General features: G+C 74.4%; 9 protein-coding genes. 1 reads left to right on the forward strand and 8 read right to left on the reverse strand.

The window, feature by feature from the left end; genetic code table 11:
- A complete protein-coding gene (locus tag HUT06_RS36675; RefSeq protein WP_176199913.1) occupies positions 1–1,731 on the reverse strand; it encodes a serine/threonine-protein kinase in 1,731 nt (576 codons plus the stop codon).
- Positions 1,731–3,797: a serine/threonine protein kinase gene (locus tag HUT06_RS44950; RefSeq protein WP_254715577.1), complete on the reverse strand. Its 2,067-nt coding sequence runs from the start codon at positions 3,795–3,797 to the stop codon at positions 1,731–1,733. The genes HUT06_RS36675 and HUT06_RS44950 overlap by 1 nt, the downstream gene beginning before the upstream one ends.
- Positions 3,798–3,982: 185 nt before the next feature.
- On the opposite strand from HUT06_RS44950, the gene lysX reads away from it, so the two are divergent.
- Positions 3,983–7,288, forward strand: a complete 3,306-nt coding sequence (lysX, locus tag HUT06_RS36685) for a bifunctional lysylphosphatidylglycerol synthetase/lysine--tRNA ligase LysX (protein WP_176199914.1) — start codon at positions 3,983–3,985, stop codon at positions 7,286–7,288.
- Here the strand turns inward: lysX and HUT06_RS36690 are convergent.
- The 6 genes from HUT06_RS36690 to HUT06_RS36715 form a co-directional block, all read right to left on the reverse strand.
- On the reverse strand, positions 7,285–7,782 hold the full coding sequence (locus HUT06_RS36690) for a hypothetical protein (RefSeq protein WP_176199915.1): 498 nt from the start codon (positions 7,780–7,782) through the stop codon (positions 7,285–7,287). The two genes, lysX and HUT06_RS36690, sit on opposite strands and share 4 nt — an antisense overlap.
- Before the next feature lie 44 nt (positions 7,783–7,826).
- The gene (locus HUT06_RS36695; protein WP_176199916.1) at positions 7,827–8,207 is read right to left on the reverse strand and encodes a hypothetical protein; all 381 of its coding nucleotides are present in this window, start codon (positions 8,205–8,207) and stop codon (positions 7,827–7,829) included.
- Positions 8,208–8,248: 41 nt separating this feature from the next.
- Positions 8,249–8,845 (reverse strand): GNAT family N-acetyltransferase, encoded by a 597-nt coding sequence (locus HUT06_RS36700; RefSeq protein WP_254715578.1) that lies wholly within the window; start codon positions 8,843–8,845, stop codon positions 8,249–8,251.
- A gap of 142 nt (positions 8,846–8,987) precedes the next feature.
- A complete protein-coding gene (locus tag HUT06_RS36705) occupies positions 8,988–13,067 on the reverse strand; it encodes a hypothetical protein (protein ID WP_176199918.1) in 4,080 nt (1,359 codons plus the stop codon).
- Positions 13,068–13,210: 143 nt separating this feature from the next.
- Positions 13,211–13,414 carry a PspC domain-containing protein gene (locus tag HUT06_RS36710; protein WP_176199919.1) on the reverse strand — a complete coding sequence of 68 codons (204 nt, stop codon included), beginning with the start codon at positions 13,412–13,414 and terminating at the stop codon, positions 13,211–13,213.
- A 177-nt stretch (positions 13,415–13,591) separates the two neighbouring features.
- Positions 13,592–14,230, reverse strand: a complete 639-nt coding sequence (locus HUT06_RS36715) for an HAD family hydrolase (RefSeq protein ID WP_254715579.1) — start codon at positions 14,228–14,230, stop codon at positions 13,592–13,594.
- Between the last annotated feature and the right edge of the window lie 53 nt (positions 14,231–14,283).

The raw sequence follows: 14,283 nt of genomic DNA on the forward strand, positions 1-14,283 counted from the left end.
TCATCCCACCCCGGAGGGACGGAACGTGTCGAGCACATTCTTCACGAACGGCTCTCTCCCGTTCCACTGGGACGCGGGAACCGCCACCACCACCGCGTACGGCCGGCCGTCGATGATCACGCCCCGGTCGCGGGCGCGGGTGAGGCCGGTGCTCCGGGTCCAGGTGAACTCGATGTCGGCGGCGGGGTGGCCCGCGACGGTCGTGCGGGTGATCTCCCCGACCCGCCGGAAGTCCTTCAGCTTGCCGTCGGCGATGGCCTCTCGTTCCCAGACGACCCAGTGGTCGTAAGGGTTCCCGGTCCAGATCGTCTGGTCGACCTGGATGTAGGCGGAGGACGCGGGGTCGGTCCAGACGGTGCTGTTGCCGCGCGTCGCCCGCACCCAGCCGCGCGGGACGCCGATCGTGAAGCCGTTGCCGACCGACCGGACGAACCCGGGCGGCAGGGCCGTCGAGCCCGCGGCGGGCCGCGACGGCGGCGCGCCGGTCTGCGGGTCCTGCGGGTTCTGCGTGCTCCGCGGGCTCTGCGTGCCGGACGGCCCGCCCTCGGCGGCGGGCGGCTTCGGCGTCAGGTCCGAGTCGCCCGGCGACGAGGGGCGGTTCATCCACAGCACGACCCCGGCGACCGACAAGATCACCGCCGCCGCGGCGATGCCCCCGAGGACCGGCAGGAACGCCGACCGCTTGCGCGGCGGGGCGGGGACCTGCGGGGCGGGCGGCATCGGCGGCGGTACGGGCGCGTACCCGGCCGCCGTGCCCTGCGGCCCCCCGGGGCCGGGCGGGAACGGCGCGGTCATGCCCGGCGCGGCCGGAACGGGGGCCGGGGCCGGAACGGGGGCCGGGGCGGGGACGGGGGCCGGGGCCTGGAACGGCACGGGCTGCTGCGCGGTCGTCGGGTCCGCGGCGGCCAGATCGGCGGCGTGGCCCGCCTCGACCGCCCTGAGGGCCTCCTCCGCCCGGTCGCCGCTCAGCCGGCGCACCGGGTCGCGCTCCAGCAGCGCGGTGAGGACGGGCGCGAGCGGCCCGGCGTTGCGCGGCGGCGGGACGTCCTGCGTCATCACGGCCGCGAGGACGGCCATCGCGTCGCTGCGGTGGTGCGGCGCCCGTCCCTCGGTCGCCGCGTAGAGGGTGGCGCCGAGCGCCCACAGGTCGGACGCGGGGATCGCCGGGTCGCCGTTCACCCGCTCCGGCGACATGTAGGCCGGCGACCCCATGATCAGCCCGGTGCCGGTGAGGGTGGCGTCGCCCGCGAGCTGGGCGATGCCGAAGTCGGTCAGGACGGCCCGGTCGTCGCCCGCGACCAGCACGTTCGCGGGCTTGACGTCGCGGTGCAGGATGCCGATCGCGTGCGCCGCGCGCAGCGCCCCCGCGATCTGCCGGCCGATCGCCGCGACGCGGCCGGGCGGCAGCGGCCCGTCCTCGTCCACGATCTCCTGGAGCGAGCGGGCCCGCACCAGCTCCATGACGATCCACGGCCGGTCGTCCTCGTCCACGACGTCGTGTACGGTCACGACGCCCGGATGGTTCAACCGGGCCGACGCGCGGGCCTCGCGGAGCGTCCGGCGGTGCCGGTTCTCCCGGTCCCCGTCGCTCAGCCCGGCGGGCAGCACGACCTCCTTGACCGCGACGTCGCGGTCGAGGGTCTCGTCGCGGGCGCGCCACACGGTGCCCATGCCGCCGCGTCCGACCACGGATTCGAGCCGGTACCGACCGGCGAGGAGGCGGCCGTCCATCAGTCGTCCGCGGGCTTGAAGTACGCGTAGACCGGCTGCAGCTCGGCGAACACCTTGGCCCAGGCGGCGTCCGGCGCGCGCAGGAGGATGGCGTAGCCGTGCCCGTTCGCCACGAACCCGCGGTTCAGGATGTGCACCCGGCCCCCGTCGCCGTTGTAGGTGAACTCCCAGTCGGCCGAGTCGTCGCCGTCGCCGGTGTCGGGCACGGGCGGCTGGTCGCCGGTGGGAGCGATCTTGATCTGCTTGTAGCCGGGGAACCCGGCACCGCCGCGCTCCTGCCGCCGCCAGTCGTCGATCGCACTGTCGCCCGGGTCGTCGGTCTGGTCGATCTGGAGGTAGACCTTGCGGTCGGGCGAGTAGAAGTAGTCGCCGCCCTGCTTGCGCTCCGGGCCGCTCCACCCCTTCGGGACGGGGACGGCGTAGCCGCTGCCGTCCTCGTGCAGGGTGAACCCGGCGGGCAGCCCGCCGCTCGGCGAGGCGCTCGTCGGGGTGCTCGGTGACACGCTCGACGACGCGGACGTGGCGAGCGTCGACGGCGTCGCACCGGCGCTGGAGGGAGTGGTGGCGCCCTCCTTGCGGGCGGGCGTGTCCTCCCCGCCGCCGCTGGCGAGGGCGATGCTCGCGACGACCACGATGATGACCAGCACGATCGCGGCGACGATCAGCACGTTCCGGTTGGCGGCCAGCGCGGGCCGCGCGGACGGATGGTGCGTCGTCGGCGGGAAGTGCGTGGCCGGGCCGGGCTGCTCGGGCGGGCCCTGGCCGGCGCGGACGGCGCCGGCGGGCTGGGTGCGCGGCCCGGAGCGCCAGGAGGTGACCCGGTCCGGGTCGGGCGCGGTCTCGCCGGGGTTCTCCGCGCTCGCCCGGGTCGCGTGGGTCGGCGGTGGCGGCGGGGTCCCCGGGCCGCCCTTCTTCGCCGCGCGGGTCGCGGCGGAGGGGAGGTCGAGGCTGGTCAGCTGGTCTGGGCGCGCCTCCTGGGCCTGCTCGGACGCGGGCGCCTGCGGGGCCGACGCGGACGGAGCCGACTCGGGAGCCTCCGGGCGGCCGCCCGACTCCTCCATCTCCTCCGGGAGCGGCTGGTCGGGCGCGTACGTCTCCGGGTACGGCTCGGCGTAGGCCTCCGCGTACGGCCGCGACCGGTAGGCGGTGTCCTGGACGGTGCCCTGCGGGTCGGCGAGGTCGTCCGCGGAGAACTCGACGGCCATGGTGCGCTGCGTGTCGATGCTCTCCTGCCGGACGATGGCGTCCAGCAGCGCACCGGCCTCGATCGCGTCCATCCGCTGGTCGGGGTTCTTGCGCAGCAGCCCCTCGATCACCGGGACGAGCCGGCCGCCCTTCTCCGGCGGGTCGGGCTCCTCGGAGATCACCGCGACCAGCGCGGCCATCGGCTCGGGCCGCTCGAACGGGGACCGGCCGTGCAGCATCGCGAACAGCGTGACGCCGAGCGACCACAGGTCGGACGCCGGGCCGGCGACGCGGCCCCGCGCGCGCTCGGGCGCGATGTAGGCGGGCGAGCCCATCACCAGACCGGTCTGGGTGAGGGTCGCGTCCCCGGCGGCGGTCGCGATGCCGAAGTCGGTGAGCACGGCGCGCTCGCCCATCCGGCCGGTGCCGGTGATCAGCACGTTGCTCGGCTTGACGTCGCGGTGCAGCACGCCGGCGCCGTGCGCGGCGTGCAGCGCGGCGAGCATCTGCCGGCCGATCTCGGCGGCCCGGCGCGGCTCCAGCGGGCCGTCCTGCTTGATCACCTGGTCCAGGGAGCGGGCCTTGATCAGCTCCATGATGATCCAGGGGCGGTCGTCCTCCTCGACGACGTCGTAGACCGTCACGACGCCGGGGTGGCCGAGCCGCGCGGCGGTACGGGCCTCACGGAACGTGCGCTTGTGGTGCACGGCGCGTTCCTCATCGGTGAGACCATGCGGGAGGATGACCTCCTTCACCGCAACGTCACGACCGAGGACCTCATCGTGCGCCTGCCAGACCGTCCCCATGCCGCCCCGGCCGACCTGGGTCACCAGGCGGTAGCGGCGGGCGAGCAACCGCTCACCGGTGGGTTCATTTGGCATATCCGCGACCATATCGACTTTTGCTGACAACCTTGGACCGAGCTTGCAAGCCACATCCCCCTATCCGTACGACGTCCGGCACCACCCCGAGGTTCGCCGCCGGACGGGCGCCCGCGGACGAAAGCGTGATGGACGTGACACCCGGTAAAAAGAACAAGGCCACATCGCGCGGCGACTGGGGGGGCATGCCGGAGAGGGAACCGCGAGGCACGGGGGGCCTGCGGGGCGAGTGGGGACGGCTCATCCAGGCCGCGCCCACGATCTTCTTCTGGTACACCCGTCTCTCCGGGATCCTGTCGCTGCTCGCGTGGGTCTCCTATGGTCTCATCCTTGAGATAGCCGATATCTGGGCGCTGCGCTGGATCGGGTACCTCGGCTGGTTCCCCAGCGTGCCCATCGGGCTGCTGTGGATCCTGCTGTCGATGGGCATCCGGCGGCGCAAGAAGGCCGCCTGGCGGATGCTCGTCCTGATCTTCTGCCTGCCCACCGCGCTCGGCGTCACCGCCGTGCTGACCACGCTGATCAACCCCGAGCGGCCCACCCCGGTCGGGCTGATCGTCACGGCCGCCGTGTACCTCGCCGTGCTCGGCCTGCTGATCTCCGCGCGCGGCCAGTTCACCACCCTCCCGGACCGCGCCAACCGGCGGCTCGCGACCATCGTCTTCACCAGCCTGCTGATCGTGACCTGCGGGATCGGCACGTTCCTCGTCACCGTGACCGACCGCAACCACAGCGGCGACCTGTGGACGCACCCGCTCTACGCGATCGCGCAGACCGTCCTCGGGCCGCGCGTCACCGGCAAGCCGATCGACGTCGCCGTGCCGTTCTGGGTCGACGCGATCCTGTGGAGCCTCGGCACCGGGCTGATGATCGTCACGTTCTGGGCGCTGTTCAAACCGGGACGGCGCGACCCCGTCCTGTCCGCCGGGGAGGAGCTCTCGGCGCGTGCTCTTCTCGCCGAGTACGGCGACCAGGACTCGCTCGGCTACTTCGCGCTGCGCCGCGACAAGGACGTCATCGTCGCGCCGAACGGTAAGGCGGCCATCGCCTACCGGGTCGAAGGTTCGGTCTCCCTCGCCAGCGGCGACCCGCTCGGCGACCCCGAGTCCTGGGACCAGGCGATCGAGGCGTGGCTGGACGAGTGCCGCGCGCACGCGTGGATCCCCGGCGCGGTCAGCGTCGGCGAGCGCGCCGCCCACATCTACAAGCGGCACGGGTTCGACGCGCTGGAGCTCGGCGACGAGGCCGTCATCGACCTCGCCGACTTCAACCTCGACGGACGCGAGATGCGGCAGGTGCGGCAGGCCGTCCGGCGCGTCGAGCGGGCCGGGTACACGGTCCGGATCCGGCGGCACGCGCAGATCCCCGGCTGGGAGATGGCCAAGCTCATCCGCAGCGCCGACGCCTGGCGCGGCGAGGAGACCGAGCGCGGCTTCTCGATGGCGCTCGGCCGGCTCGGCGACCCCACCGACGGGCGCTGCGTCATGGTCGAGGCGTTCGACGCGCACGGCGAGCTGCGCGGCCTGCTCAGCTTCGTCCCGTGGGGGCGGGCCGGGCTGTCGCTCGACCTGATGCGCCGCGACCGGCTCGCCGAGAACGGCCTCAACGAGTACATGGTCGCCAAGCTCGCGGAGAAGGCCGCCGCGATCGGCGCGCAGCAGCTCTCGTTGAACTTCGCGATGCTGCGCTCGGCGTTCGAGCGCGGCTCGCAGATAGGCGCCGGGCCGGTCGCGCGGCTCTACTACAAGTTCCTGTCGTTCGCGTCGAAGTTCTGGCAGCTCGAATCGCTGTACCTGTCGAACGCCAAGTACATGCCGCACTGGCGGCCGCGCTTCATCTGCTACACGCAGGGCCGGCACCTGATCCGGCTCGGCCTCGCCTACGCGCGGGCCGAGGGGTTCCTGCCGAGCTTCAACCGGCCGAAGCTCGACCGGGCCGCCGCGATGGTCCCCTCCACCGACCTCGTCGACAAGATCCACGAGATCGAGGAGGCGGCGGAGGCGGCGCGCGCACCGCAGCGGCGGCTGTCGGAGCAGGAGCGGGTGCGGCACGCCAAGCTCGACCAGATCCGCGCGGCCGGGATGGAGCCGTACGCGCTCGGCTGCGAGCGCACCGACTTCGCCGCCGACATCCGCGCCCGCTTCCCCGGCCTCGGCCCCGACGCGCACACCGGAACCGAGGTCGCCATCGCCGGGCGCGTCGTGCTGGCCCGCGAGCACGGCCGGCTGATCTTCGTCACGCTGCGGGACGAGACCGCCGACCTCCAGGTCATGCTGACCGCCGACGCCCTCGGCGAGGAGTCGCTGCGCCACTGGAAGACGCTCATCGACCTCGGCGACCAGGTCGGGGTGCGCGGCGAGGTCGTCACGTCCCGGCGCGGGGAGCTGTCGGTGCTCGCCGCGTCCTGGACGCTCGCCGCCAAGTGCCTGCGCCCGCTGCCGAACAAGAGCACCGGCCTCTCGGACCCCGAGGCCCGCGTCCGGCAGCGGTACGTCGACTTCATCGTCAACGACGAGTCCCGCCGGATGCTGCGGATGCGCGGCGACGCCATCGCCGCCGTCCGCGAGGGCCTGCGCACCCGCGGCTACCTCGAAGTCGAGACGCCGATGCTGCAGCCCGTGCACGGCGGCGCCACCGCGCGGCCCTTCACCACCCGCATCAACGCCTACAACATGCAGCTCTACCTGCGGATCGCGCCCGAGCTGTATCTGAAGCGGCTGCTGGTCGGCGGCGTCGGGCGCGTCTTCGAACTGAACCGCAACTTCCGCAACGAGGGCGTGTCGCAGAAGCACAACCCCGAGTTCACGATGCTGGAGGCGTACGAGCCGTACGGCGACTACGACACGATGGCGGAGCTGACCCGCTCCCTCGTCGTGGACGCCGCCCGCGCCGCCCTCGGCACCACCGTCGTCGTCCGGGACGGCGTCGAGTACGACCTCGCCGAGCCCTGGGACGAGATCACCGTCTACGAGTCGGTGTCGAAGGCCCTCGGCGAAGAGGTCGTCCCCGGCACGCCGCCGGACGTCGTGCGGAAGTACGCCGAGCGGCGCGGGTTCAACTACGACCCGCAGTGGGGGCAGGGGAAGGTCGTCCAGGAGCTGTTCGAGGCGCTCGTCGAGGAGCACCTGACGGCGCCGACGTTCGTCCGCGACTACCCGGCCGAGACCTCCCCGCTGACCCGCCCCCACCGCGACGACCCGCGGCTCGCCGAGAAATGGGACCTGATCGTCTTCGGCCTGGAACTGGGCACCGCCTACTCCGAGCTGATCGACCCGATCCTGCAGCGCAAGCGGCTCACCGAGCAGTCGCTGCAGGCCGCGGGCGGCGACCCGGAGGCCATGGAGCTGGACGAGGACTTCCTGCGCGCCCTGGAGTACGCGATGCCGCCCGCCGGCGGCATGGGCATGGGCATCGACCGGCTGCTGATCACCCTCACGGGCCGCAGCATCCGGGAGACGATCCCGTTCCCGCTCGTGCGCCCCGGTAGTTAGAGGGTGCGCGGGACGGGCCGGTAGCCCTGCGCCGCGAGCCACTGGCGCGCCGCGCCCCGCCGGGCGTCCTCGCCTTCGGGCAGGACGCCCGGCGGGATCGGCAGCCAGCGCCCGGGGATCTCCATGAGCTCCTCGTCGCCGGGCAGCACGTCGCCGCGCTCCAGGTCGAGGACGTGACCGCCGTCGTCCAGGGCGGCCGCCACGGCGCCGAGGTCGACCGGCAGCGGGTCGAGCGGATCGCCGGAGCCGTCGAGCGCGGCGGTGAGCGCGGCGGCCAGTTCCGCGTCACCCGGCAGACCGCGCGCCTTCAGCCCGTCCACGCACGCGCGGGCCGGCGCTTCGTCGGCGCCATTGCGGGCCAGCGCGGCGAGCAGCACGTCACCCGCGTACTGGAGCACCGGTTCGAGCGGACGCCCCCGCAGCACCCCGGTATCGCCATCGCCCCGATGGGCGGCGGCCCGCAACCGCGCCAGCGCCTCCGCGTCCCACTCCATCACACGACATTTGTACAGACATCCGCTGACATCGGCGCGCCGATTCACCGAGGCCGCTTGTCCTCCACATGGACCACGGCGAGTTCCCGGCCGTCCTGATCCCGTTTCGCCCGCCCCAACAGGCCCACGGCCAGATCGTCCGCGCCTTCCTTGACCTCGTCCGGAGCGACATAGGTGAGGATGTCGCCGTGGTGCCCGTACACCGCCCATCCGGGCGCCGCCTCGAGATCGATCGTCCCGAAGTCACCGGCCGGACCGCCCGCGTGGACGGGCCCGTACTCGCGCAGCAGCGCCACCGCCTGCGCGCCCAGATCGTCCTCGGGCTCCATCAGGATCACGCAGGTCCCGTTCTCGAACAGGACCCACGACTTCTCGTCGCCCTGAATGACGTCCCGCCACACCTGAACCAGTTCGTCGGCCACCATGCACGCGATTCTGCCGGTCGCCACCGACACTTCGCACACCATTACCGCGGCCCGGCGCTCCGGTAGTGGTAGACGCACATTTCAGCGAAGCCCGCCCGCTCGTAGAGCCGCGCCGCCGCCTCATTCCCGCATTCGACCTGGAGGTACATGCGGTCGGCATTGTTCGCGTCCGCCCAGCCCGCCAGCGCGGACAGCACATTCCGAGCCGCGCCTTTCCCCCGCGCCTCGGGAAGGGTCGCCATACTGAAAACCCCCGCCCACCCGCCATCGGCCACCGCCCGACCGACCGCGACCGTGTCGTCACCGACCAGCGCGGACACGTAGACGGACGGCAGATCCACCCGGGCGAGCATCTCCCATTCGGCCCGGGACTCCCCGTTCACCGCCTGCCAGGTGTCGAACCACGCCCGCGTCGGACGCTCGTCCACCCTGATTTTCAGCGTCCTTTCCAACCCAAGGACACGAGCAGTGGCGGCGCCCCGCACCGACACGGGACTGTGGCGTCGATACCCTCGCCCGTCCAGAAGTGCATCGAGCCCATCAGGACACACCCCCGGCGTGATTTGGAATCGAGGCACCGCCTCGTGCACGGCATAGAACTCTTCCGCCCCGGCGACCCGGCGCTCCACCTCGTCCATCCCCACACCGCCGTGGGGAAGCACCGTCCCCACCCACCACGAACCCTCGGGCGCGACCCGCAACCACCACCCGCCGGCGTCCTCGACACGCTCCGCAGGCTGACCGCGCGCCGCCCTCTCCTGCACGGCCCGCACGACATCGTCAGCCATCCGACTGCTGCCGGTACGTCTCCACGGCGTACCGGAGCCGCGCCCCGACGAGGAGCGCCTCGTCCTCCGGGCACCCGAGCAGCCGCGCGACCAGCTCGACGAGCTGGTCATCGGTGAGCTCCGGCTCCCGCTCCGCGATCCGCCCGACGATCTCGACCAGCTCGGGCCGCTTGTAACCCACGATCGACTGCCCGCGCCGCACCTTCGCCTGCGCCCCGTGCTCCTCCCCCGATGGACGGCGGGACTCCGCCACATCCCGCGTCTCCGGCGAGCGCGGCGAATCCGAGCGACGCGGCGGCACAGCCGGGCGACGCGACTCCACCGGCCCCTGCTCCCCTGAAGGACGCGGTGTCTCCGACCGCAGCGGTGAATCCAGCCGGCGCGGCGGCGCAGGCGGACGACGCGACTCCGCCCCCGGCCTCTCCGGCGACCGCGGTGAGCCCGGCGACTCCGGTGAGCGCAGTGAGTCCAGCCGGCGCGGCGGCGCCGGCCGACGCGGCGCATCCTGCGGGCGCGGCGGACCGGGCGGCTCCACCGGCCCCCGCCGCTCCAACGAACGCGGCGGGACGGGCCGACCTGGCGGCGCGGGCGGACGGCGCGACTCCTCGGGCCCCTGCGACTCCACCGGCCCCTGCCGCTCCAGCGAACGCGGCGGGAGCGGCCGACGGGGCGGCGCGGGTGGGCGGCGCGGTTCCGCCGGACGTTGCGACTCCGGCGAGCGCGCGGAAGCCGGCGGGCGCGGCGAAGGCGGGCGGCGGGTCTCCGGAGGTCCCTGCGCCGTTGAGGGCTGCGGCGAGCCGTGGCGTTGGGGCGCGTCCTGCGAGCGTGGCGGCTCTGGCGGGCGCGGTCCGGGCCGGTCCGCTGGTTCCGGCGGGCGCGGGGTGGGCCGCTGGTCGGACGGGCGGTGTGCTTGCGGCCGTCCCTGTGCCTCTGCGGGCTGCGGTGACGCGGGTGGGCGCGGCGAGCCTTGCCGTTGGGGCGCGTCCGGCGGGCCCTGCGCCGTTGAAGGCTGCGGCAAGCCGTGGCGTTGAGGTGCGGCCGGTGGGCGGGGCGGTTCTGGTGGGCGCGGTCCGGGCGGGCCCTTTGGTTCGGGACGGCTCGGTGCGGGTGGCTGGCTCGGTGGGCGGCGGGTTTCTGGGGGTTCTTGGGGCTCTGAGGGCGGCGGTGGCTCCTGAGGGCGGCGCTTTGGTGGGTGGGGGCCCGGGGTTCCCCAGAGGGCGGGGATGTTCGGTGGGGTGGGACGGGTGTCGCGGGGGGGCAGGGACGGGGCGTCCAGGCGGCGGGGTGGGGTGTGCGCTGTCGGCGGGTTGGCTTCGGCCTCGGTGCGGGGGGTCGTGAGGGCCGTGAAGAGGGTTGTGGTGGGGGTGATCGTCTCGTGGAGGTGGGGTGGGAGGCGGGTGGCGGGGAGGGGGCCCTCGGGGGGCTGGAGGTCCGGGCCGGCGGGGCCGACCAGGATGGCTCGGGGGGCCAGCCACAGGACGAAGAGGGCCTCGGCGCCGGCCTCGTGTTCGCCGTCCACGATGACGGCGTCGAACGAGTCGGGTTCGGGTGGGAGGACGTCCGGGATGCGCCAGAGCGGGAGGATCCAGGCGGGGACGTCGGCGAGGGCGGCGGCGGCCGTCCACGCTTGGGCGGTGGTGAGGGCGGCGCGGGCCTCGCTGAGTTCTTCTTCGGCGGCGGCCAGTTCGGTGCGGGCGGGCGGTGGGGTGGTGGCGGCGCGGTGGGCCCAGGCCCAGGCGTCGTCCCAGCGGCGGGTGCGGTCGTGCCAGGCCTCGTCGCCGTCGGTGGCGATCAGCAGGTTGGCGAGGTCGGGGTGGACGGCGCGGACGCGGTCGAGGAGGTCGGTGCAGCGGATCTGCAGGGAGCGTTCGTGGCGGGCCTCGGCGAGGGCGCCGAGGGCGCGGCCGTAGGCGGCGGGGTCGCGGGCCTCGATGGCGGCGACGGCGGCGCCCAGCTCGGGGGGATCGTCGGCGTGCGGGGGGCCGATCGAGTCGCGGAGGGCGTCGAGGTCGGCGGTGGCGCGGTTGACGCCGAGCCCTTCGAGGGCGTTGCGGAGGGCGGTGGCGTAGGCGTGCCACTGGGCCGGGTGGCCGAGGGACACGCCGAAGCCGTTCCGGTCGAGGAGCGTGCGCGTCGAGTCGACGGCGGGCATCGCGTCCCGGACGCGGGCGAGGCGGGCGTGCGCGCGGACGAACCGGGCGATGCGCTCGCCGGGTGGGAGGTCGGCGGGGAAGGAGATGCCCGCGGCCTCCCACACGTACTGGAGTTCGCGGCAGGTGATCCGCACCATGAGGTCGGTGTGGACGAGGTGGAGCAGCTCGGCCGTGGTGGGCGCGGCGCCGTCCACGGTGACGGTGGCGAGCAGCGTCTCGGCCTGGCGCTGGGCGGCGGAGCGGAGGGGGCCGCGCTTGAGGGTGCCGCCGCCGGCGAGGTAGCCGCGCAGGTCCTGGGCGGCGGCGGCGAGGCCGCGCAGGTCGGCGTCGGCGGGCAGCTCGACGCGGTGGCCGCCGAGCCCGGCGAGGGCGCGCTCGGCCCACTGGGCGCGGGACGTCATCTCCACGACGCGGGCCCAGATGAGGGGGCGGCGCTCGGCGAGGGCGTCGCTGAACGCGCGGACGGCGAGGTCGGCGGGGTTCCAGCCGCCCGGGTGGCCGTCCAGGCCGAGGTCGCGGAGCGCGGCGTGGACGACGGACGCGTCGCCGTCGAGGCGGGCGAGGAGGGTGACGTCGCTGTCGCGGAGGCGCTGGGACAGGTCGGTCCGGGCGCGTTCGGCGCGTTCGGCGGCGGCCTGCTCCGCGTCGATCAGGGTGCGCACGTAGGCGGCGCTCGGCAGCGCGCCCGGGTCGACGTCGCGCTGCCGGGTGCGGGCCTTGCGCTCGGCGCTCTCCTCGGCGAGCAGCACGACCAGCTCCGCCGCCTCGGACCGGGAGATCGGCGGGGTCGGCGGCAGGTCGGGCCGGACGGGCAGCCAGGACAGCTCCGGTGCCTCGTCGCGGCGGTCCGGCGGGGGTTCGCCGTCCAGCCGCTCGGTGAGTTCGGTGACCCGGCGGGCGGCGGCCTTCTCGCGTTCCGCCGCGGCGGCCTCGTCGGGGCGGGCGGCGCCGATGGCGTCCCGCACCTGCGCGCCGGTGGCCGCGTCGGTCGCGGTGAGTTCGGCCAGGCCGGGCGGGAGGGCGGCGCGCAGCGCGGCGGACGCGCCGGGCCCGGAGGTTGCGACGAGCACCCGGTGGCCGCGCGCCAGCATCCCGGCGAGCAGGTCGGGGACGGTCTCCGGCGCCCGCTCCGGGATGTGCATGACCTGCGGTCCGCGGCCCGACACCAGCCGCGCCAGCCCGTCCGGGACGCGCCTCGGCAGCAGGCCGAGCAGCCGGGCGTGGTGCTCGGCGACACCGCCGCGCCCCGGCGGCCGGACGACCAGCGCGGGCGCGAGGCGGATGCGCGGAGCGGGCGGCCCGGCGTCGCCGCCGGGCGTCCAGTCCTCCCGGTACTCGGCGGGGCCGGTGAGCGCCGTCTGGGACCACTTGCGCAGGACGTCCCCGACCGAGGGGTTCAGCCCGAAGCCCTGGCCGTGCTGGACGGCGTCCGCGATCCAGCCGGCGGGCCGGAACCCGGGATGCCCGGCGAGCAGCTCCCGGTCGCGCAGGCTCGTGTGCCCGGTGAGGACGACGTCGACGCGCTCGGTGCGCTCGTCCACCACGATGCGGACGGGCGTGCTCAGCAGGTGGTCGTGGACGGCCGGGCGCCACGACAGCAGGCCGGTCGCGAGCACGACCTCCTGCCCGGCCAGCTCGCGCAGGACCCGGTACCAGTTGCGCAGCCCCAGCCAGCCGTCGAACTCCTCCAGCACGACGGGCGGCGTGAGCGGGATGACCGGGACGCTGAACAGCACGTCGCCGGGCCCGGCGTCCGCCTCCACGTAGACGTCGCCGGGCAGGTCGGCCAGCCACTCGACGTGGTCGTGGCCGGCGAGGTCGCGGGACGGGCGCCGCCGGGCCCGCGCCAGGTCGCGCAGGAACCCCAGCAGCCGGGCCGCGTACTCCGCCTCGCGCGCGGCGGCGGCCTCCTCAGGCACCTGGCTCCTCCCCTTCCCACGGAGGGACGGGCCCCTTCCGGCGTTCCCCGCCCGGGCGGCCGGGCGGCGGGAGGGGTCCGATGGTGGTGCCCCGATCTAACACCCATGGGCGGGCCTGGTCGAGCGCTATCGATGATCTTGAGCTAGCGGGCGCCCGCCATGTGCCGGTCCTCGTTCGGCATCATCACCCACAGGACCAGGTAGACCACGAACTGCGGACCCGGCAGCAGGCACGACAGCACGAAGAGCAGGCGGACCATCCCGGGAGTCATGCCGAACCGGCGCGCGAGCCCGGCGCAGACGCCCGCGATCATCCGGCCGTTGCGCGGACGGTAGAGACCGTTCATGGGTTCTTCTCTCCCCGATTAGTCGAGCGGTGAACACGGCCGCGCGGTTTCTCGCGGCCACATCCCCCAAGCTACGGACCGGGCGGGGTGTCCCACATCGGCCGCAGGGCCCGTTCCCGCGCCATACCCGGGGATTAGGGGACATCCCCTAAGGGCCCGATCGGACGCGCCGCAGGGCTACGGGGCGTTGTACTCGGCGACGAGCTTCGGCAGGCCGGCCAGGTCGTCCAGGACGAACAGGCAGTCGCGGAGCGCGGCGTCGTCCTCCTGGATGTGCCCCCACGGGCCGCGCCGCAGGAACGCCGCCCGCATCCCGAACTCCAGCGCGGGACGGACGTCGTTGTCGATCCGGTCCCCCACGTACAGGACGCGGTCGGGGAGCACGTCGGCGAGCTGGGCGCAGCGCTCGAAGAACTCGGGGGACGGCTTGCTGACGCCCCACACGTCCGAGATGCCGACGACGTCGGCGTCCAGGGCGATCTCCGCCATGTGCGCCGCCGCCTCGACCGGCTGGTTGCCCGCGATCCCGACGTAGAGGCCCTGGTCGCGCAGCCCGGACAGGCAGGCCCGCGCGTCCGGGTACAGGTCGTCCGGGCCGAACCCGTTCGGGACGCCCGCCTCGGCGCGGCGCCGCTCCTCCTCCGCCAGGTCGAACCCCGGCCGGAAGTACTCCAGGAGGTCCATGTGGCTGCCGCCCGTGGCGAGCAGCGCGCCCAGCTTGGTGAGGAACGTGTGCCTGGGCACGCCCAGCCAGTCGGCCCAGCGCCCGTAGATCTCCCCCTCGTTGATGAGGGTCTCGCCGATGTCGAAGAACACCGCCTGAATGAGCGGCGGCGCGGTTCGGGGTGCGGGGGGATGAAGGTGGGGGG

It is taken from the genome of Actinomadura sp. NAK00032, from assembly GCF_013364275.1.
Classification (GTDB): Bacteria; Actinomycetota; Actinomycetes; order Streptosporangiales; family Streptosporangiaceae; genus Spirillospora.

What these genes read in the sequence shown, in the direction of transcription:
- HUT06_RS36710 (WP_176199919.1), bottom strand. Translation starts at nt 13,414, where the DNA reads ATGAACGGTCTCTACCGTCCGCGCAACGGCCGGATGATCGCGGGCGTC.
- HUT06_RS36690 (WP_176199915.1), bottom strand. Translation starts at nt 7,782, where the DNA reads ATGGAGTGGGACGCGGAGGCGCTGGCGCGGTTGCGGGCCGCCGCCCAT.
- lysX (WP_176199914.1), top strand. Translation starts at nt 3,983, where the DNA reads ATGCCGGAGAGGGAACCGCGAGGCACGGGGGGCCTGCGGGGCGAGTGG.
- HUT06_RS36695 (WP_176199916.1), bottom strand. Translation starts at nt 8,207, where the DNA reads ATGGTGGCCGACGAACTGGTTCAGGTGTGGCGGGACGTCATTCAGGGC.
- HUT06_RS44950 (WP_254715577.1), bottom strand. Translation starts at nt 3,797, where the DNA reads ATGCCAAATGAACCCACCGGTGAGCGGTTGCTCGCCCGCCGCTACCGC.
- HUT06_RS36700 (WP_254715578.1), bottom strand. Translation starts at nt 8,845, where the DNA reads ATGGACGAGGTGGAGCGCCGGGTCGCCGGGGCGGAAGAGTTCTATGCC.
- HUT06_RS36675 (WP_176199913.1), bottom strand. Translation starts at nt 1,731, where the DNA reads ATGGACGGCCGCCTCCTCGCCGGTCGGTACCGGCTCGAATCCGTGGTC.